Source organism: Mycobacterium marinum, assembly GCF_003391395.1.
Lineage (GTDB): Bacteria > Actinomycetota > Actinomycetes > Mycobacteriales > Mycobacteriaceae > Mycobacterium > Mycobacterium marinum.
Genome location: NZ_CP024190.1, coordinates 3,807,846 through 3,828,147, shown reverse-complemented (window position 1 = coordinate 3,828,147; position 20,302 = coordinate 3,807,846). Strand labels below are relative to the sequence as shown.

3 protein-coding genes are annotated in these 20,302 nt (G+C 64.9%); 2 read left to right on the top strand and 1 reads right to left on the bottom strand.

Annotation, left to right across the window (positions count from 1 at the left end; genetic code table 11):
• Positions 1 to 105: 105 nt before the first annotated feature.
• Together CCUG20998_RS15795 and CCUG20998_RS15790 are read left to right on the top strand one after the other, a co-directional pair.
• Entirely contained in the window at positions 106 to 471 is a 366-nt protein-coding gene (locus CCUG20998_RS15795; RefSeq protein WP_020730670.1) for an acyl carrier protein, read from the top strand.
• A gap of 420 nt (positions 472 to 891) precedes the next feature.
• Positions 892 to 2,517, top strand: a complete 1,626-nt coding sequence (locus CCUG20998_RS15790) for a fatty acyl-AMP ligase (RefSeq protein WP_050674574.1) — start codon at positions 892 to 894, stop codon at positions 2,515 to 2,517.
• A gap of 155 nt (positions 2,518 to 2,672) precedes the next feature.
• Here CCUG20998_RS15790 and CCUG20998_RS15785 read toward each other — a convergent pair whose 3' ends face one another.
• A complete protein-coding gene (locus CCUG20998_RS15785) occupies positions 2,673 to 19,394 on the bottom strand; it encodes a non-ribosomal peptide synthetase (protein ID WP_116269121.1) in 16,722 nt (5,573 codons plus the stop codon).
• Between the last annotated feature and the right edge of the window lie 908 nt (positions 19,395 to 20,302).

Below are 20,302 nucleotides of genomic sequence, written 5' to 3'. Positions count from 1 at the left end.
TAGTTACCGGAAATTGTCGGATTAAGCGATGGCTCGGAAGTCGGGCTTGATGATGGAGGACGCGGCGATTGTCACGCAAGCGTAGCGCGGCAATCGATCGAAGATTTGAGTTTTGTTGGATTTGTCGGTGCGACGCTGGGCGTTGGTGGCTTGTCCGAGGCCAGTGCTATCGGAATGGTCACCTCGGCAACGATGATGGGGGCGGGATTGTCTAATATCGACAGTGGTGAATTGGACGAGCGGCAGCTCGCAGATTGGTTGATTGGAAAAGTCGGCCTGTACCTCAACATGTCTCCGGGCTCGATTGACGTTGATCTTCCGTTGCCTGAATGTGGAATTGACTCGGCTATGAGCCTGTCTTTGTGTGCTGATCTTCAGCGTGAGCACGGTATCGAGGCAGATGCGACCATTGTCTGGGACTATCCGACGATCCGTGCGATGGCTGCGCATCTGATGTCCGGCGAATTTTGACACAGATCGCGAGGTGAGCGGACGCATCCTAGGTCGGCTGAAGAAATCGTGGTGACTCCGGGGTTCAGCGCCGTTACTAGGAGTGAATATTTGGGAAAGTGTTTGTGCGGGCAAGCCGGGCTGGGTGTTGTCGCGGGAGAGTGAAGTTTCGCTCGGATGGTCTGTTGCGATTGCGGGTGTGTGAGTGTCGGGTTCTGAATGGTGGTGTCGCTTTCGGGAGTGGAGTGGTGTTTCTGTTGTTCGTTGGATTGGGCTGGCCGGTGTTGCGGCCACCGATCGGATCCGCCGGGTAAGCGGTTTGTCGGAAAGGGAGCGTCACAAGTTTGTGGTTCGTGGGTCCTGGCCGGGGGTGGGGAATCGCGCGTTATGTGCCGATGCGGCCTGTTTCGATAATGTTTGCCGAGTAAAGGAGTTTTTGTCTTGAGTAGTAGGTTGGTCCGTGAAATTGGTGCCGCTGCCGAGTCTTCCCCGAACGCTCTTTATGTCGGTTCGGTCGATACTCCCCGAGAGATGACTTGGCGTGCGATTCAGGAACAGGCCCATGGCATGTCAAACAGTCTGGCCGCCATGGGGATTGGCCGTGGCGACACGGTCGCGGTGCTGGCGGCGGAGGCCTGCGATGTGGCGCCGCTGGCTCAGGCACTGTGGCTTCGTGGTGCCGCACTGACAATGCTGCAGCAGCCGACTCCGCGGAGTGATCTCGCGGTGTGGATCGCCGATACCGTACGTGCATGCCGGATGCTAGGTGCCGCGCTGGTTGTAGTGGGTGATCCGTTTGAGATGGCCGCGGATGCTTTGACCGCGGAGGGATTGCGTGTATGCGCTGTGGGCTCCTTGCGTGGCACGGGTCCAGCCGCTGTCGTGGATACCAACGACAACGACATCGCGATGCGCCAACTCACCTCGGGATCGACCGGGATCCCGAAGGCGGTGGAAATCAGCCACGGCAATCTTGCCGCGAACATCGACGCGTCATGCCAGGCAGTTGATATCACCGTCGATACGGTGATGGCCAGCTGGCTACCACTGTGCCACGACATGGGGATGGTCGGGTTCATCTGCATACCGATGAAAACGGGAAACACGGTGGTGGTGATCCGAACTGACGAGTTCCTGCGCAGGCCCATCGTCTGGGCCGAGATGCTGAGCAAGTTCCGGGCCAATGTCACCGCAGGGCCCAACTTCGCGTATTCGGTGTTGGCGCGTGTGCTCGAACGGGCCGACCCAGAATCGATCAATCTGTCGGCCCTCCGCGTGGCGGTCAACGGAGCCGAGCCGATCGATCACCGTGATCTGGAGAACTTGGCGACGGTGGGAGCGCGGTTCGGTATGGGTTCGGGCGTGCCAACGCCATTCTATGGGCTAGCGGAAGCCGCGCTAACGGTTTCGGCTGGTGCATTCGGCGCGCCGGCCGTCGTGGATTACGTTTCCCGGCAGCGCCTTTCGGAAGATCATTTCGCTGAACCCGTCGCCGCGGATGCCCAGGGCGCGCAACCTGTGGTTTGCGTTGGGCTGCCCATTCCCGACATGCAAATCCGCATCACCCGAGATGGGCAGCTGCAGGACGCCAGAAAGGTAGGCGTCATCGAACTCTGCAGTCCCTCGATCGGTAAGCGCTACGTCACCGTGGACGGCCCCATACCGTTGGTCGATGACGCGGGCTGGTTTGATACGGGAGATCTCGGCTATCTCGATGAGCTGGGACGGCTGTATGTCTGCGGTCGTGCCAAGGACATGATCGTGCTGGCTGGCCGAAATCTCTATCCCCACGACATCGAACGTGCCGCCGCAAGTGTCGAGGGCGTACGCAAAGGATGCGTAGCGGCCCTGCGGCTGGACACCGATCGCGAAGGTTTCGCGGTACTGGCCGAAGTCTACGATCGGTTCGACGAATCTGAGCTGACCCAACTGCGACGAGCGATCGCAGCGCGCGTCAGCAGTCACGTCGGTCATGCGCCGCGTGAGGTGCGGTTGCTGGCTCCGGGGAGCTTGCCGAAGACGACGTCGGGCAAGCTCCGTCGGGAAGGCGCGCGCGCACTGATGTAACGGCAGCTGTCGCGGCTGGTGCCGCCAGTTGCGTGCGCACAACGGCGCGTGGGCATCACGTCCGGATGCGTCGTTAGTGAGGGGCAGCCGGTGGCTCGCCAAGCTTGCCGGGGCAGACCGGCTCCGCTGAACGCTTCTTGGGTGATTGGTGTGTGTCATTGGAGGAAGTTTTTGAGGTGGTTGGTGTAGGTGGGGACGATGTTGGGGTGGAGGAGTTGGTGGTGTGTGCTGTTGGTTGAGTGGGTGGTGGTGGGGCCGGTGAGGTGTGGTTGCCAGGCGTGGAGGAGGTATGCGGCTTTGGTGTGGGTGCTTTCGTAGGTGGGGTGGTTGGGGGGTGGGGTGTGTTCGGCGGCGATGAGCAGGGTGGGGCCGGTGTAGGTGTGGGGTTGGTGGTGTTGGTAGAGGGTGATGTTGTGGTTGTGGTTGGTGGTGAGGTGGTGTAGCTGGTTGTCGGGGATGGTGGTGTGGTGGTGGCCGAGCAGTGTTTGCAGGGTTTGGCGGTCGTTTCGGGGGGTGGTTGTTGGGTTGGTGTTGGTGTCGAGGGTGGGTAGTGAGTCGAGCAGGATGAGTCGGGTGTCGGTGTGGCCGCGGTGGTGTAGTTCGATGGCGATTTGGTGGGCGAGGACGCCGCCGAAGGACCAGCCGAGGAGGTGGTAGGGGCCGGTGGGGTGGGTGTTTTGGATGCGGGTGGCGTAGTTGTGGGCCATGGCTTGGAGGGTGTGGGGTGGGGTTTCGTCGGCGTTGAGGGTTTGGTTGATGCCGATGAGGGGGTTGGTGAGGTGGTTGGCGAGGGTTTGGTAGGGCCAGCTGATGCCGCTGGTGGCGTGGATGCAGAACAGGGGTGTGCCGGTGCCGGTGCGCAGGGTTTGGATGGGGGGGATGGTGGCGGGTTGGGCTTGGGTGTCGATTCGGTGGGCGAGGGTGGTGATGGTGGGGGTGTCGAAGATGTCGGCGACGCGGAGGTCGGTGTGCAGGGTGGTGTTGGTGGCGGCGATTAGGCGCATGGCTGAGAGGGAGTCTCCGCCGAGTTCGAAGAAGGAGTCGGTGGCGCTGATGCGGTCGATGCCGAGGATTTGGGTGTAGAGGTTGGCCAGGGTTTTTTCGGTGGGGCCTTGGGGGGCGAGGTAGGTCTGTGCGCTGGTGGTGTAGTCGGGGGTGGGCAGGGCGTGGCGGTCGAGTTTGCCGTTGACCGTTAGTGGTAGTTGGTCGATCTCGATGAAGGCGGCCGGAACCATATACGGCGGCAGCACCTGGCTCAAGGAGGCGCGGATGTCGGTGGTGTCGAGCCTGGTCCCGCTGGTGGTGGTGTAGTAGGCGACCAGCCGGGGTTGGCCGGGGGTGTCTTCGCGGGCGATGACGACCGCCTGTTCGATGGGGTCGAGTGTGGTGAGGGCGGTGGTGACTTCGCCGCATTCGATGCGGTAACCGCGGATTTTGACTTGTTCGTCGGCGCGGCCCAGATATTGCAGTTGCCCGTCGGGGCCCCAACACACCAGGTCACCGGTGCGATACATCCGCGACCCGGCCGCCCCGTACGGGCATGCGACAAACCGGGCCGCACTCAACCCACCCCGGCGCCAATACCCCACACCCACCCCAGCACCGGCCACATACAACTCACCCACGGTCCCGGGTGGGACCGGGCGCAGCCAGCTGTCGAGGACAAACAGTGCGGCGCCAGGTATCGGGGTGCCGATGGGTACTGGGTCGGCGTCCGGTTTTAGGGGGTTGCTGGTGGTGGCGTAGATGGTGGTTTCGGTGGGGCCGTAGGCGTTGAGCAGGGTTCGCCCCGGGGCCCACTGATCGACCAGCTTTGCTGGGCAGGCCTCGGCTGCGACGATCACCGTCTCTACATCCAAAGTCGTCGGCGCCAACATCGCCAATGCTGAGGGGGTTTGGCTGAGGACGGTGACCTGCTCGGTGACGAGGAGCTGGTGCAGGTCTTCGGGCGAGATGATGACGTGTTCGGGTACGACCACGACCCGTCCTCCGGTGAGCAGGGCGCCGAAGATTTCCCAGACGGAGTAGTCGAAGGCGTAGGAGTGGCATTGTGACCAGACCTGGTTGGTGGTGGGTCCCAGTTGTGGGGTCAGGGTGGTGGTCAGGGTGGTGGCGTTGTGGTGGGTGATGGCCACGCCTTTGGGGGTTCCGGTGGTGCCGGAGGTGTAGATCAGGTACGCCAGGTCGTGGGGGTTGGGTGGGGGTAGTGGCGTGGTGGGGTGGTCATCGACGGTGAGGGTGTCGAGGGTGATCACCGGAACACGACTGTTGCTGGAGGTGGTGGGGAGGTGTTGGGCGAGTTCGGTGGTGGTGATGATCGCGGTGGGGGTGGTGTCGGTGAGCATGAACGCGATACGCGTGGGGGGGTGGTGGGGGTCGATGGGGAGGTAGGCGGCGCCGGTTTTGAGGATGGCCAGGATGGTGAGGATGGCGTGGTCGCTGCGTGGGAGCAGCAGCGCGACGACCGCACCCGCTCGAGCCCCGTGGGTGGTGGTGAGGTGGTGGGCGAGTTGGGTGCTGGCCGTATCGAGTTGCTGGTAGGTCCAGGTGTGGTCCTCGAAGGTGAGGGCCGGGGCGTGGGGGTGAGCGGCGACGATGTTGGTGAAGGCGGCGGGAATCGAGATCGCCGCCGTGGTGGTGGGAGCGGTGAGGGTGGGGTGGTTGCCCCAGGTGCGCAGGTGGGTGTGTTCGGTGTCGGTGAGGAGGTCGAGGTGGTGCAGGGGTTGGTCGGGGTGGGTGGTGAAGGCGTGCAGGGTGTGGTGCAGGCGGGTGGCCAGGGTGTTGATGGTGGTGGGGTCATAGACGTCGGTGCGGTATTCGATGGTGCCGGTCAGGGTCGGTGCTGTGTCGGGGCTGGTGGGGTGTTCGGTCAGGGAGATGACCAGGTCCATGCGGGCGGTGTGGGTGGCGACGGGGTAGGGGCTGATGCTGGCTTCACCCAGGCGCATTTCGGCGCCGGTGGTGTCGTGTTGGGTCCAGGGGTGGTTTTGGAAGGCGAGCATGACCTGGATGAGGGGGTGGTGGGTGCGGGAGCGGGTGGGGTGGAGGTGTTCGACCAATAGTTCGAAGGGCACGTGTTGGTGTTGGTAGGCGGTCAGGCTGTCCTCGCGGATGTGGGCGAGTAGGTCGGTGGGGGTGTCTGCGGGGTGGGTGTGGGTGCGCAGGACCAGGGTGTTGACGAAGAACCCGATCAGTTCGTCGAGGTGGGGGTGGGTGCGTGCGGCGATCGGGACACCGATGGCGATGTCGTTGGTGTCGGCGAGGGTGGCTAGGACCACGGTCAGGGCGGCGTGGATGACCATGAAGACCGAGACGTGGTGGGTGTGGGCCAGGGTGTGGATTGCGGTGGTTAGTTCGGGGGGCCAGCTGAATTGGTGGCTGGCGCCGCGGTAGTCGGCGATCGGGGGGTAGGGGCGGTCGGTGGGCAGGGGCAGGTGTTCGGGGAGTCCGGCCAGGGTGTGCTGCCAGTAGGCCAGGTCGGTGGCCAGCAGGCTGGTGGGGTCGTGGGGGTCGCCGAGGAGTTGGTGGTGCCACAGGGTGTAGTCGGCGTAGTGCACCGGCAGCGGCACCCAGGCCGGCGGGTGTCCGGCGGTGCGGGCGGTGTAGGCGGTGTTCAGGTCGCGGGCGAGCGGGCCCAGCGACCAGCCGTCGGCGGCGATGTGGTGGATCAGCAGTACCAGCACGTGCTGGTGGTCGGCGGTGTGCAAGACGGTGGCGCGGATCGGGATCTCGGCGGCTAGATCGAAGTGGTAGTTGGTGGCTTCGTCGATAGCGGTGTGCAGGTGTTGGGGTGTCCACCCGCGGGCATCCACCACCTGCCAGAAGATTTCGGCTTGGTTGGGGGTGAGGATGTCTTGGTAGCCGATCCCCTCGCTCGTGGTGCTGAAGCGGGTGCGCAGGGTTTCGTGGCGGGTGATCAGATCGGTGAGTGCGGCTCGGAGTGCTTCGGTGTCCAGGGGGCCGTGCAGGTGCAGGACGACCGGGATGTTGTAGACCGCCGAGGAGCCTTGAAGCTGTTCAAGAAACCACAGCCGGGACTGGGCAAACGACAACGGCACCCGAGGCGGGCGCTCACCGGCGATCAACGGCAGCTGAGCGACCGGGTCGGCCCCGACACGTTGTGCTAGCCCGGTGATGGTGGGGGCTTCGAACACATCAGCAACGCGCAGACTGGTGTTGAGGGTGGTGTTGGCGGCGGCGATCAGACGCATCGCCGACAGGGAATCTCCGCCGAGTTCGAAGAAGGAGTCGGCGGCGCTGACCCGGTCACTACCGCCGAGGATTTGGGTGTAGAGGCTGGCCAGGACTTCTTCGACCGGTCCTTGCGGCGCCACATAAGCCTGCGCGCTGGTGGTGTAGTCGGGGGTGGGCAGGGCGTGGCGGTCGAGTTTGCCGTTGACCGTTAGTGGTAGTTGGTCGATCTCGATGAAGGCGGCCGGAACCATATACGCCGGCAGGACTTCACTTAGGCGGTCACGCAGCCACGCCGTATCGATCCCCGCGTTACCGGTGGTGGTGTAGTAGGCGACCAGGCGGGGTTGGCCGGGGGCGTCGTTGCGGGCGATCACCACCGCCTGATCCACCCCGTCGAGTGCGGTCAGGGCGGCGGCGACCTCGCCGCATTCGATGCGGTAACCACGGATTTTGACTTGCTCATCAGCGCGGCCCACATATTGCAGTTGCCCATCAGGGCCCCAACACACCAGATCACCGGTGCGATACATCCGCGACCCCGCCGCCCCGAACGGGCATGCCACAAACCGGGCCGCACTCAACCCACCCCGGCGCCAATACCCCACACCCACCCCAGTACCGGCCACATACAACTCACCCACGGTCCCCGGCGGAACCGGACGCAGCCACCCATCCAGCACGAATACCCCGGCCCCGGGCACGGGGGCGCCGATCGGCACCACCGGGGTCCCTGCCACCAGCGGGGCGGTGATGGTGGCTGCCACGGTGGTTTCGGTGGGGCCGTAGGCGTTGAGCATGATCCGCCCTGGTGCCCAGCGATCTAGTAGGTCAGCAGGACAGGGCTCACCTCCGGTGAGGAGGGTGGTGTTTTCCAGTCCTTCTGGTGGCAGGTTCTGGAGTGCGGCGGGGGTTTGGCTGAGAACACTGACCTGCTCGGTGACGAGCAGGGCGTGGAAGTCCTCGGGTGAGGTGATGATGTCCTCGGGCACGACCACGACCCGTCCGCCGCCGAGTAGGGCGCCGAAGATTTCCCAGACGGAGTAGTCGAAGGCGTAGGAGTGGCATTGCGACCAGCTCTGCTGGGACGGTATCGACCCGTAGATGCCCCGCTGATGCAGGGAGCTGATCCAGCTGGCGATGTTGTGGTGGGTGATGGCCACGCCTTTGGGGGTTCCGGTGGTGCCGGAGGTGTAGATCAGATACGCCAGGTCGTGGGGGCTGGGTGGGGGTAGTGGGGTGGTGGGGTGGTGCTCGAGGGTGAGGGTGTCGAGGGTGATGGTGGCGATGGCTGGGGTGTGGGGGAGGTGTTGGGCGAGTTCGGTGGTGGTGATGATCGCGGTGGGGGTGGTGTCGGTGAGCATGAACGCGATACGCGTGGGGGGGTGGTGGGGGTCGATGGGGAGGTAGGCGGCCCCGGTTTTGAGGATGGCCAGGATGGTGAGGATGGCGTGGTCGCTGCGCGGGAGCAGCAGCGCAACGACCGCACCCGGCCCAGCGCCGTAGTTCAGGAGGTGGTGGGCGAGTTGGGTGCTGGCCGCATCGAGTTGCTGGTAGGTCCAGGTGTGGTCCTCGAAGGTGAGGGCCGGGGCGTGGGGGTGAGCGGCGACTTGGGCGGTGAAGGCGGCGGGAATCGAGATCGCCGCCGTGGTGGTGGGAGCGGTGAGGGTGGGGTGGTTGCCCCAGGTGTGTAGTTGGGTGTGTTCGGTGTCGGTGAGTAGGTCGAGGTGGTGCAGGGGTTGGTCGGGGTGGGTGGTGAAGGCGTGCAGGGTGTGGTGCAGGCGGGTGGCCAGGGTGTTGATGGTGGTGGGGTCATAGACGTCGGTGCGGTATTCGATGGCGCCGGTCAGGGGCGGTGCTGTGTCGGGGCTGGTGGCGTGTTCGCGCAGGGAGATGACCAGGTCCATGCGGGCGGTGTGGGTGGCGACCGGGTAGGGGCTGATGCTGGCTTCACCCAGGCGCATTTCGGCGCCGGTGGTGTCGTGTTGGGTCCAGGGGTGGTTTTGGAAGGCGAGCATGACCTGGATGAGGGGGTGGTGGGTGCGGGAGCGGGTCGGGTTGAGGTGTTCGACAAGGAGTTCGAAGGGCACGTGTTGGTGTTCGAACGCGGTCAGGCTGCGGTCGCGGATGTGGGCGAGTAGGTCGGTGGGGGTGTCTGCGGGGTGGGTGTGGGTGCGCAGGACCAGGGTGTTGACGAAGAAGCCGATCAGTTCATCGAGGTGGGGGTGGGTGCGTGCGGCGATCGGGACACCGATCGCGATGTCGTTGGTGTCGGCGAGGGTGGCTAGGACCACGGTCAGGGCGGCGTGGATGACCATGAAGACCGAGACGTGGTGGGTGTGGGCCAGGGTGTGGATTGCGGTGGTTAGTTCGGGGGGCCAGCTGAATTGGTGGCTGGCGCCGCGGTAGTCGGCGATCGGGGGGTAGGGGCGGTCGGTGGGCAGGGGCAGGTGTTCGGGGAGTCCGGCCAGGGTGTGCTGCCAGTAGGCCAGGTCGGTGGCCAGCAGGCTGGTGGGGTCGTGGGGGTCGCCGAGGAGTTGGTGGTGCCACAGGGTGTAGTCGGCGTAGTGCACCGGCAGCGGCACCCAGGCCGGTGGGTGTCCGGCGGTGCGGGCGGTGTAGGCGGTGTTCAGGTCGCGGGCGAGCGGGCCTAGCGACCAGCCGTCGGCGGCGATGTGGTGGATCAGCAGTACCAGCACGTGCTGGTGGTCGGCGGTGTGCAAGACGGTGGCGCGGATCGGGATCTCGGCGGCTAGATCGAAGTGGTAGTTGGTGGCTTCGTCGATAGCGGTGTGCAGGTGTTGGGGTGTCCACCCGCGGGCATCCACCACCTGCCAGAAGATTTCGGCTTGGTTGGGGGTGAGGATGTCTTGGTAGCCGATCCCCTCGCTCGTGGTGCTGAAGCGGGTGCGCAGGGTTTCGTGGCGGGTGATCAGATCGTCGAGTGCGGCTCGGAGTGCCTCGGTGTCCAGGGGGCCGTGCAGGTGCAGGACGACCGGGATGTTGTAGACCGCCGAGGGGCCTTGAAGCTGTTCAAGAAACCACAGTCGGGACTGGGCAAACGACAACGGCACCCGCGGCGGGCGGGGGCCGGCGATCAATGGCAGCTGAGCGACCGGGTCCGCCCCGACACGTTGTGCTAGCCCGGTGATGGTGGGGGCCTCGAACACATCAGCAACGCGCAGACCGGCGTGCAGGGTGGTGTTGGCGGCGGCGATCAAACGCATCGCCGACAGGGAATCCCCACCCAGATCAAAGAAGGAGTCGGCGGCGCTGACCCGGTCACTACTGCCGAGGATTTGGGCGTAGAGGCTGGCCAGGACTTCTTCGACCGGGCCTTGCGGGGCGAGATAAGCCTCGGTGGTGGTGTAGTCGGGGGCGGGCAGGGCACGGCGGTCGAGTTTGCCGTTGACCGTCAACGGTAGTTCGTCGATCACCACGAAGGCGGCCGGAACCATATACGCCGGCAACACCTGGCTCAAGGAGGCGCGGATGTCGGTGGTGTCGAGCCTGGTCCCGCTGGTGGTGGTGTAGTAGGCCACCAGCCGGGGTTGGCCGGAGGCGTCGCGGGCGATCACCACCGCCTGATCCACCCCATCGAGGGCAGCCAGGGCGGCGGCGACTTCGCCGCATTCGATGCGGTAGCCACGGATTTTGACTTGCTCATCGGCGCGGCCCACATATTGCAGTTGCCCATCAGGGCCCCAACACACCAGATCGCCGGTGCGATACATCCGCGACCCCGCCGCCCCGAACGGACATGCCACAAACCGGGCCGCACTCAACCCACCCCGGCGCCAATACCCCACACCCACCCCAGCACCGGCCACATACAACTCACCCACCACCCCGGGAGGCACCGGACGCAGCCACCGATCGAGCACAAACAGTGCAGCACCAGGTACCGGGGCGCCGATGGGTACTGGGTCGGAGTCGGGTTGTAGGGGGTTGCTGATGGTGGCCGTGATGGTGGTTTCGGTGGGGCCATATGAGTTCAGCATCAGCCGCCCCGGGGCCCACCGCCGGACCACCTCGATCGGGCACGGCTCGGCACCGACTAGCAGTGTGCGTACGCCTGTTAAACCATGCGGCGGCAACACCGTCAGTACAGGAGCGGTGAGATAGACGATATTGACCCCGGCATCGTCGAACCACCGGACGAGTTCGTCCTGGGACGCGACCACGTCGTCGGGCGCGACGATGAGGGATCCGCCGCTGAGGAGGGCTCCGAGGATTTCCCGGACGGAGACGTCGAAGGCGTAGGAGTGGCATTGTGACCAGACCTGGTTGGTGGTGGATCCCAGTTGTGGGGTCAGGGTGTGGATCAGGGTGGTGACGTTGTGGTGGGTGATGGCCACGCCTTTGGGGGTTCCGGTGGTGCCGGAGGTGTAGATCAGGTACGCCAGGTCGTGGGGGTCGGGTGGGAGCAGTGGGGTGGTGGGGTGGTCATCGAGGGTGAGGGTGTCGAGGGTGATGGTGGCGATGGCTGGGGTGTCGGGGAGGTGTTGGGCGAGTTCGGTGGTGGTGATGATCGCGGTGGGGGTGGTGTCGGTGAGCATGAACGCGATACGCGTGGGGGGGTGGTGGGGGTCGATGGGGAGGTAGGCGGCCCCGGTTTTGAGGATGGCCAGGATGGTGAGGATGGCGTGGTCGCTGCGTGGTAGCAGCAGCGCGACGACCGCACCCGCTCGAGCCCCGTAGGTGGTGGTGAGGTGGTGGGCGAGTTGGGTGCTGGCCGTATCGAGGTCGTGGTAGGTCCAGGTGTGGTCCTCAAACGTCAGGGCCGGGGCGTGGGGGTGAGCGGCGACTTGGGCGGTGAAGGCGGCGGGAATCGAGATCGCCGCCGTGGTGGTGGGAGCGGTGAGGGTGGGGTGGTTGCCCCAGGTGTGTAGTTGGGTGTGTTCGGTGTCGGTGAGTAGGTCGAGGTGGTGCAGGGGTTGGTCGGGGTGGGTGGTGAAGGCGTGCAGGGTGTGGTGCAGGCGGGTGGCCAGGGTGTTGATGGTGGTGGGGTCATAGACGTCGGTGCGGTATTCGATGGTGCCGGTCAGGGCCGGTGCTGTGTCGGGGCTGGTGGGGTGTTCGGTCAGGGAGATGACCAGGTCCATGCGGGCGGTGTGGGTGGCGACCGGATACGGGCTGATCCGGGCCTCACCCAGGCGCATTTCGGCGCCGGTGGTGTCGTGTTGGGTCCAGGGGTGGTTTTGGAAGGCGAGCATGACCTGGATGAGGGGGTGGTGGGTGCGGGAGCGGGTCGGGTGCAGGTGTTCGACAAGGAGTTCGAAGGGCACGTGTTGGTGTTCGAACGCGGTCAGGCTGTCCTCGCGGATGTGGGCGAGTAGGTCGGTGGGGGTGTCTGCGGGGTGGGTGTGGGTGCGCAGGACCAGGGTGTTGACGAAGAACCCGATCAGTTCATCGAGGTGGGGGTGGGTGCGTGCGGCGATCGGGACACCGATCGCGATGTCGTTGGTGTCGGCGAGGGTGGCTAGGACCACGGTCAGGGCGGCGTGGATGACCATGAAGACCGAGACGTGGTGGGTGTGGGCCAGGGTGTGGATTGCGGTGGTTAGTTCGGGGGGCCAGCTGAATTGGTGGCTGGCGCCGCGGTAGTCGGCGATCGGGGGGTAGGGGCGGTCGGTGGGCAGGGGCAGGTGTTCGGGGAGTCCGGCCAGGGTGTGCTGCCAGTAGGCCAGGTCGGTGGCCAGCAGGCTGGTGGGGTCGTGGGGGTCGCCGAGGAGTTGGTGGTGCCACAGGGTGTAGTCGGCGTAGTGCACCGGCAGCGGCACCCAGGCCGGTGGGTGTCCGGCGGTGCGGGCGGTGTAGGCGGTGTTCAGGTCGCGGGCGAGCGGGCCTAGCGACCAGCCGTCGGCGGCGATGTGGTGGATCAGCAGTACCAGCACGTGCTGGTGGTCGGCGGTGTGCAAGACGGTGGCGCGGATCGGGATCTCGGCGGCTAGATCGAAGTGGTAGTTGGTGGCTTCGTCGATAGCGGTGTGCAGGTGTTGGGGTGTCCACCCGCGGGCATCCACCACCTGCCAGAAGATTTCGGCTTGGTTGGGGGTGAGGATGTCTTGGTAGCCGATCCCCTCGCTCGTGGTGCTGAAGCGGGTGCGCAGGGTTTCGTGGCGGGTGATCAGATCGGTGAGTGCGGCTCGGAGTGCCTCGGTGTCCAGGGGGCCGTGCAGGTGCAGGACGACCGGGATGTTGTAGACCGCCGAGGGGCCTTGAAGCTGTTCAAGAAACCACAGTCGGGACTGGGCAAACGACAACGGCACCCGCGGCGGGCGGGGGCCGGCGATCAATGGCAGCTGAGCGACCGGGTCGGCCCCGACACGTTGTGCTAGCCCGGTGATGGTGGGGGCCTCGAACACATCAGCAACGCGCAGACCGGCGTGCAGGGTGGTGTTGGCGGCGGCGATCAAACGCATCGCCGACAGGGAATCCCCACCCAGATCAAAGAAGGAGTCGGCGGCGCTGACCCGGTCACTACCGCCGAGGATCTGGGCGTAGAGGCTGGCCAGGACTTCTTCCACCGGTCCCTGCGGCGCCACATAAGGCTGCGCGGTGGTGGTGTAGTCGGGGGCGGGCAGGGCACGGCGGTCGAGTTTGCCGTTGACCGTCAACGGTAGTTCGTCGATCACCACGAAGGCGGCCGGAACCATATACGGCGGCAACACCTCACTCAACCGGTCACGCAGCCACGCCGTATCGATCCCCGCGTTACCGGTGGTGGTGTAGTAGGCCACCAGCCGGGTTTGGCCGGGGGCGTCGTCGCGGGCGATCACCACCGCCTGCGGCACCCCATCGAGTGCGGCCAGGGCGGCGGCGACCTCGCCGCATTCGATGCGATAACCACGGATCTTGACTTGCTCATCAGCGCGGCCCACATACTGCAGTTGCCCATCAGGGCCCCAACACACCAGATCACCGGTGCGATACATCCGCGACCCCGCCGCCCCGAACGGGCATGCCACAAACCGGGCCGCACTCAACCCACCCCGGCGCCAATAGCCGACACCCACCCCGGTACCGGCGACATACAACTCACCCACGGTTCCGGGTGGGACCGGGCGCAGCGAGCTGTCGAGGACGGCGAAGGCCAGGTGGTGCAGGGGGGTGCCGATGGGGCTGGTGTCGTTGGTGGTGTCGTGTTCGGTGATGTCGCGCAGGGTGGCGTGCACGGTGGTTTCGGTGGTGCCGTACATGTTGATCAGTCGGGTGTGGGGGTGGTGGGACAGCCAGGTGTGGGCGCGGGTGGGGGCGAAGGCTTCACCGGCGAGGATCACGGCGGTGAGGGCGAGTGGTGGCTGGGTGGGGTTGTGGTGGGTGGTGTCGTCGATGGTTTGTAGTGCGTAGAACGCGGAGGGGGTGTGGCTGAGGACGGTGACGTGTTCGGTGGCCAGGAGGTGGTGCAGGTCGTGGGGGGAGGTGATGACGTGTTCGGGTACGACCACGACCCGCCCGCCGCCGAGTAGGGCGCCGAAGATTTCGCAGACGGAGACGTCGAAGGCGTAGGAGTGCCATTGCGACCACACCTGGTTGGTGGTGGGGCCCAGTTGTGGGGTCAGGGTGGTGGTCAGGGTGGTGGCGTTGTGGTGGGTGATGGCCACGCCTTTGGGGGTTCCGGTGGTGCCGGAGGTGTAGATCAGATACGCCAGGTCGTGGGGGTCGGGTGGGGGTAGCGCTGTGGTGGGGTGGTCATCGACGGTGAGGGTGTCGAGAGTGATCACCGGAACACCACTGTTGCCGGTGCTGGTGGGGAGGCGGGTGGTCAGTTCGGTGGTGGTCAGTATCGCGGTGGGGGTGGTGTCGGTGAGCATGAACGCGATACGCGTTGGGGGGTGGTGGGGGTCGATGGGGAGGTAGGCGGCCCCGGTTTTGAGGATGGCCAGGATGGTGAGGATGGCGTGGTCGCTGCGCGGGAGCAGCAGCGCGACGACCGCACCCGGCCCAGCGCCGTAGTCGAGTAGGTGGTGGGCGAGTTGGGTGCTGGCCGTATCGAGGTCGTGGTAGGTCCAGGTGTGGTCCTCAAACGTCAGGGCCGGGGCGTGGGGGTGAGCGGCGACCACGCTGGCGAAGGCGGCGGGAATCGACACCGCCGTGGTGGTGGGAGCGGTGAGGGTGGGGTGGTTGCCCCAGGTGCGCAGGTGGGTGTGTTCGGTGTCGGTGAGGAGGTCGAGGTGGTGCAGGGGTTGGTCGGGGTGGGTGGTGAAGGCGTGCAGGGTGTGGTGCAGGCGGGTGGCCAGGGTGTTGATGGTGGTGGGGTCATAGACGTCGGTGCGGTATTCGATGGTGCCGGTCAGGGCCGGTGCTGTGTCGGGGCTGGTGGGGTGTTCGGTCAGGGAGATGACCAGGTCCATGCGGGCGGTGTGGGTGGCGACCGGATACGGGCTGATCCGGGCCTCACCCAGGCGCATTTCGGCGCCGGTGGTGTCGTGTTGGGTCCAGGGGTGGTTTTGGAAGGCGAGCATGACCTGGATGAGGGGGTGGTGGGTGCGGGAGCGGGTCGGGTGCAGGTGTTCGACAAGGAGTTCGAAGGGGACGTGTTGGTGTTCGAACGCGGTCAGGCTGCGGTCGCGGATGTGGGCCAGTAGGTCGGTGGGGGTGTCTGCGGGGTGGGTGTGGGTGCGCAGCACCAGGGTGTTGACGAAGAACCCGATCAGTTCATCGAGGTGGGGGTGGGTGCGTGCGGCGATCGGGACACCGATCGCGATGTCGTTGGTGTCGGCGAGGGTGGCTAGGACCACGGTCAGGGCGGCGTGGATGACCATGAAGACCGAGACGTGGTGGGTATGGGCCAGGGTGTGGATTGCGGTGGTTAGTTCGGGGGGCCAGCTGAATTGGTGGCTGGCGCCGCGGTAGTCGGCGATCGGGGGGTAGGGGCGGTCGGTGGGCAGGGGCAGGTGTTCGGGGAGTCCGGCCAGGGTGTGCTGCCAGTAGGCCAGGTCGGTGGCCAGCAGGCTGGTGGGGTCGTGGGGGTCGCCGAGGAGTTGGTGGTGCCACAGGGTGTAGTCGGCGTAGTGCACCGGCAGCGGTGTCCACACCGGTGGGTGTCCGGCGGTGCGGGCGGTGTAGGCGGTGTCGAGGTCGCGGGCGAGCGGGCCCAGCGACCAGCCGTCGGCGGCGATGTGGTGGATCAGCAGTACCAGCACGTGCTGGTGGTCGGCGGTGTGCAAGACGGTGGCGCGGATCGGGATCTCGGCGGCTAGATCGAAGTGGTAGTTGGTGGCTTCGTCGATAGCGGTGTGCAGGTGTTGGGGTGTCCAACCCTGGGCATCCACGACCTGCCAGAAGATTTCGGCTTGGTTGGGGGTGAGGATGTCTTGGTAGCCGATCCCCTCGCTCGTGGTGCTGAAGCGGGTGCGCAGGGTTTCGTGGCGGGTGATCAGATCGGTGAGTGCGGCTCGGAGTGCCTCGGTGTCCAGGGGGCCGTGCAGGTGCAGGACGACCGGGATGTTGTAGACCGCCGAGGGGCCTTGAAGCTGTTCAAGAAACCACAGCCGGGACTGGGCAAACGACAACGGCACCCGCGGCGGGCGCTCACCGGCGACCAACGCCGCCACCGCCTGCTGCGTGGTCGTGGTGGTGGTGGCGATTCGGTGGGCGAGGGCGGTGATGGTGGGGGCTTCGAACACATCAGCAACGCGCAGACTGGTGTTGAGGGTGGTGTTGGCGGCGGCGATCAGACGCATCGCCGACAGGGAATCCCCGCCGAGTTCGAAGAACGAGTCGGCGGCACTGACCCGGTCACTACCGCCGAGGATCTGGGCGTAGAGGCTGGCCAGGACTTCTTCCACCGGCCCCTGCGGCGCCACATAAGCCTGCGCGCTGGTGGTGTAGTCGGGGGCGGGCAGGGCGCGGCGGTCGAGTTTGCCGTTGACCGTCAACGGTAGTTCGTCGATCACCATGAAGGCGGCCGGAACCATATACGCCGGCAACACCTGGCTCAAGGAGGCGCGGATGTCGGTGGTGTCGAGCCTGGTCCCGCTGGTGGTGGTGTAGTAGGCCACCAGCCGGGTTTGGCCGGAGGCGTCGTGGGCGATCACCACCGCTTGCTGCACCCCGTCGAGGGCGGTCAGGGCGGCGGCGACTTCGCCGCATTCGATGCGGTAGCCACGGATTTTGACTTGCTCATCGGCGCGGCCCACATATTGCAGTTGCCCATCAGGGCCCCAACACACCAGATCGCCGGTGCGATACATCCGCGACCCGGCCGCCCCGAACGGGCATGCGACAAACCGGGCCGCGCTCAACCCGCCCCGGCGCCAATAGCCGACACCGACCCCAGTACCGGCGACATACAACTCACCCACGGTCCCGGGCGGAACCGGGCGCAACCAGCCATCGAGGACGAATACCCCGGCGCCGGGCACGGGGGCGCCGATCGGCACCACCGGGGTCCCTGCCACCAGCGGGGCGGTGATGGTGGCTGCCACGGTGGTTTCGGTGGGGCCGTAGGCGTTGAGCATGATCCGCCCTGGTGCCCAGCGATCTAGTAGGTCAGCAGGACAGGGCTCACCTCCGGTGAGGAGGGTGGTGTTTTCCAGTCCTTCTGGTGGCAGGTTCTGGAGTGCGGCGGGGGTTTGGCTGAGAACACTGACCTGCTCGGTGACGAGCAGGGCGTGGAAGTCCTCGGGTGAGGTGACGATGTGTTCGGGTACGACCACGACCCGTCCGCCGCCGAGTAGGGCGCCGAAGATTTCCCAGACGGAGTAGTCGAAGGCGTAGGAGTGGCATTGCGACCAGCTGTGCTGGGACGGTATCGACCCGTAGATGCCCCGCTGATGCAGGGAGCTGATCCAGCTGGCGATGTTGTGGTGGGTGATGGCCACGCCTTTGGGGGTTCCGGTGGTGCCGGAGGTGTAGATCAGGTACGCCAGGTCGTGGGGGTTGGGTGGGGGTAGTGGGGTGGTGGGGTGGTGCTCGAGGGTGAGGGTGTCGAGGGTGATGGTGGCGATGGCTGGGGTGTGGGGGAGGTGGGTGGTCAGTTTGGTGGTGGTCAGTACTGCGGTGGGGGTGGTGTCGGTGAGCATGAACGCGATACGCGTGGGGGGGTGGTGGGGGTCGATGGGGAGGTAGGCGGCCCCGGTTTTGAGGATGGCCAGGATGGTGAGGATGGCGTGGTCGCTGCGCGGGAGCAGCAGCGCGACGACCGCACCCGGCCCAGCGCCGTAGTCGAGTAGGTGGTGGGCGAGTTGGGTGCTGGCCGTATCGAGGTCGTGGTAGGTCCAGGTGTGGTCCTCAAACGTCAGGGCCGGGGCGTGGGGGTGAGCGGCGACCACGCTGGCGAAGGCGGCGGGAATCGACACCGCCGTGGTGGTGGGAGCGGTGAGGGTGGGGTGGTTGCCCCAGGTGTGTAGGTGGGTGTGTTCGGTGGGGGTGAGCAGATCGAGCTCACCAATAGGAAGGTCGGGATTGGTGGTGATGGCCACCAAGACCTGCTCTAAACGTTGCGCAAATATCTGTGTAGTTGCGAAATCTGAGTTTGGGTGGGCGCTTCCCTCGGTGCTCACAAGTAGTTCGTGGCCGTTGTTTTGGAAGAAAATGCCGAAACTGCTGGCCCCACCAAAGGCGACACACATCGCCGATGCCGGAGCCTGTCCGAATGGGTGCGAGGCGGTACTCGGGATGAAATTGACTGCCACTCTGGAGGCGGTGTGTCCCGGTGTAGGCGAATGCTGCTGTCTCGTGAGCGTTTCCACCGGGAACCGCTGATGGCGTACCGCCGCCTGAATTTGGGAATGCGTATGTTTGCAGAGCTGGGTAACACTTTGTCCTGGTGTAGCGGTGAGCCCTAGTGGGACGGTACCCACCATCAGCCCGGTGAAGGTCATCGACTCGGGTTGCACGCGGCGGCTTACCGGGAAATCGAACACAACGTCGGAGCGGTGTTCGGACCACTTGCCCACCAGTAGCGCGCACGCGGCGGTCAGTATCGCCGATTGGCGCACGCCCAGGGTTCGACACAACCGCTGTACTGCGGAGATGATCGTAGGGTTCAACACCACCGGGGCAGCAACGCCGCCGCGAGCGGTGTTGCTGCCTTCGGCGTTGAGCAAGCGGGGATCGATGTTGGTGTCTGCGGGCAGATGCTCGGCCCAGTACTTGTGGTCGCGGTGATAGGTGGGCGAGTTGTCGTAGGCGGCCTCAAGGGCGATGAGGTCCTGCAGTGAACCGACAAAATTCGGGGGAACCGGCTCCTCGGCGACCAGGGCGGAGTAGATCATCCCAACCCGGTTGCAGAAAACCATCGCCCCGAATCCATCGCAGACGAGGTGATGGAAACCGGCATACCAGTAGAATTGGCTGGCATCGGTTTGATAAAGCTCAAATCGATACAGCGGCTCACTCAGTGGCATCGGCTTGTTCCGGTGCAGCAGAGCGCGGCGGTAGGCCTCCTCAACCGGGTCATCGAACCCGCGGAGATCGTAGAACGGTACGCCGAAATCCTCAGCTAGCTGAATCTCCTGAAGAACCTCGCCATTGCTCTCACGGAAGGTGGCCCTCAGTGAGTCCGAATCCCGGACCGCCTGGCGCAAAGAACTGATGAATACATCGGGGATTATCGGACCGTCTATGACCAGGAAATTCGCCAGATTCCATCGCGTACCTGCGCCGTTAATGTGATGGTCAAGCCAGATGTGTATCTGGCCGCGAGTCAAAGGCAAGGCGACGTTTTGTCGCGCCACTAGTTACCCCCAAAGAGTGGTTGCAGCAAAATAGCTGATCGGTCCGCGTTCACGCGTGAGGCTCTGCAGTGGCGAGTTTCGAATGGTGGATTTGATGTTGATATATCGAGCCGGTATGTAGTTTCTATGAGATTGTCGGTACCGCTATCTGCTGGAGTCGAAGATCGTCAGCGCTGGATAAAACGCATATCGAGTATGTCGCACTTCGATGCATTGAATACTAAAGAGGAATCTGGTCATGATATCAACTCTCGCACAAACCTCACTGGCAACAGTAAACAATGATCTCGTCTACCTAGCGCGGGCGGCGGGTCAAGCGCGCCCATAGTCTCTGATACCTGCGGAAGACGCCAAGCATATGTCGCGATTTCGTGGCCGGCCAGTCGAAGTCGGGAAATGGGACAGAGTCTTCGCAGCAGAGACGAGAAGAGTCAATTTGAGACATGGATGTATCGCCGATAGGGTCGGCTGGCGTGCCCGTCAGGCTGGGAAGGGTCACTCGCGGAGTTGGCGGGTTGGCGATGACCGGTGGTTTGCTCCGCTGGGTCCTGCTTGAACTCCCATGGTGTCAAAGTGCCCCTTGATTAGGGTAGTTAGTTCGAATGATCGTGTCTGGATGGATCCGCCACACGGCCTGGTGCGCGAAGCCACGCGTTGCGGTTGCGCTGAGGGGTGTCCAAAGGTGCTACCCCATCACTGCGTCCAACGGCTAGCTAGCTCGGCGGGGGATGGGTTGAAATGGGCTGTTCAAACGCGGGGGTTCGTCGCTCGTGTTGTGGTTCACTGCGCCGCTGTCCCGTATCCCGAAGATGCGCCTCGGAGAGTTGGGTGTGGACTTCGCCACTACAGGCAGAACTGGGATCAGTTTTGAAGAATGCGATTATGCATCGTCAATTGTTTCATAGGTA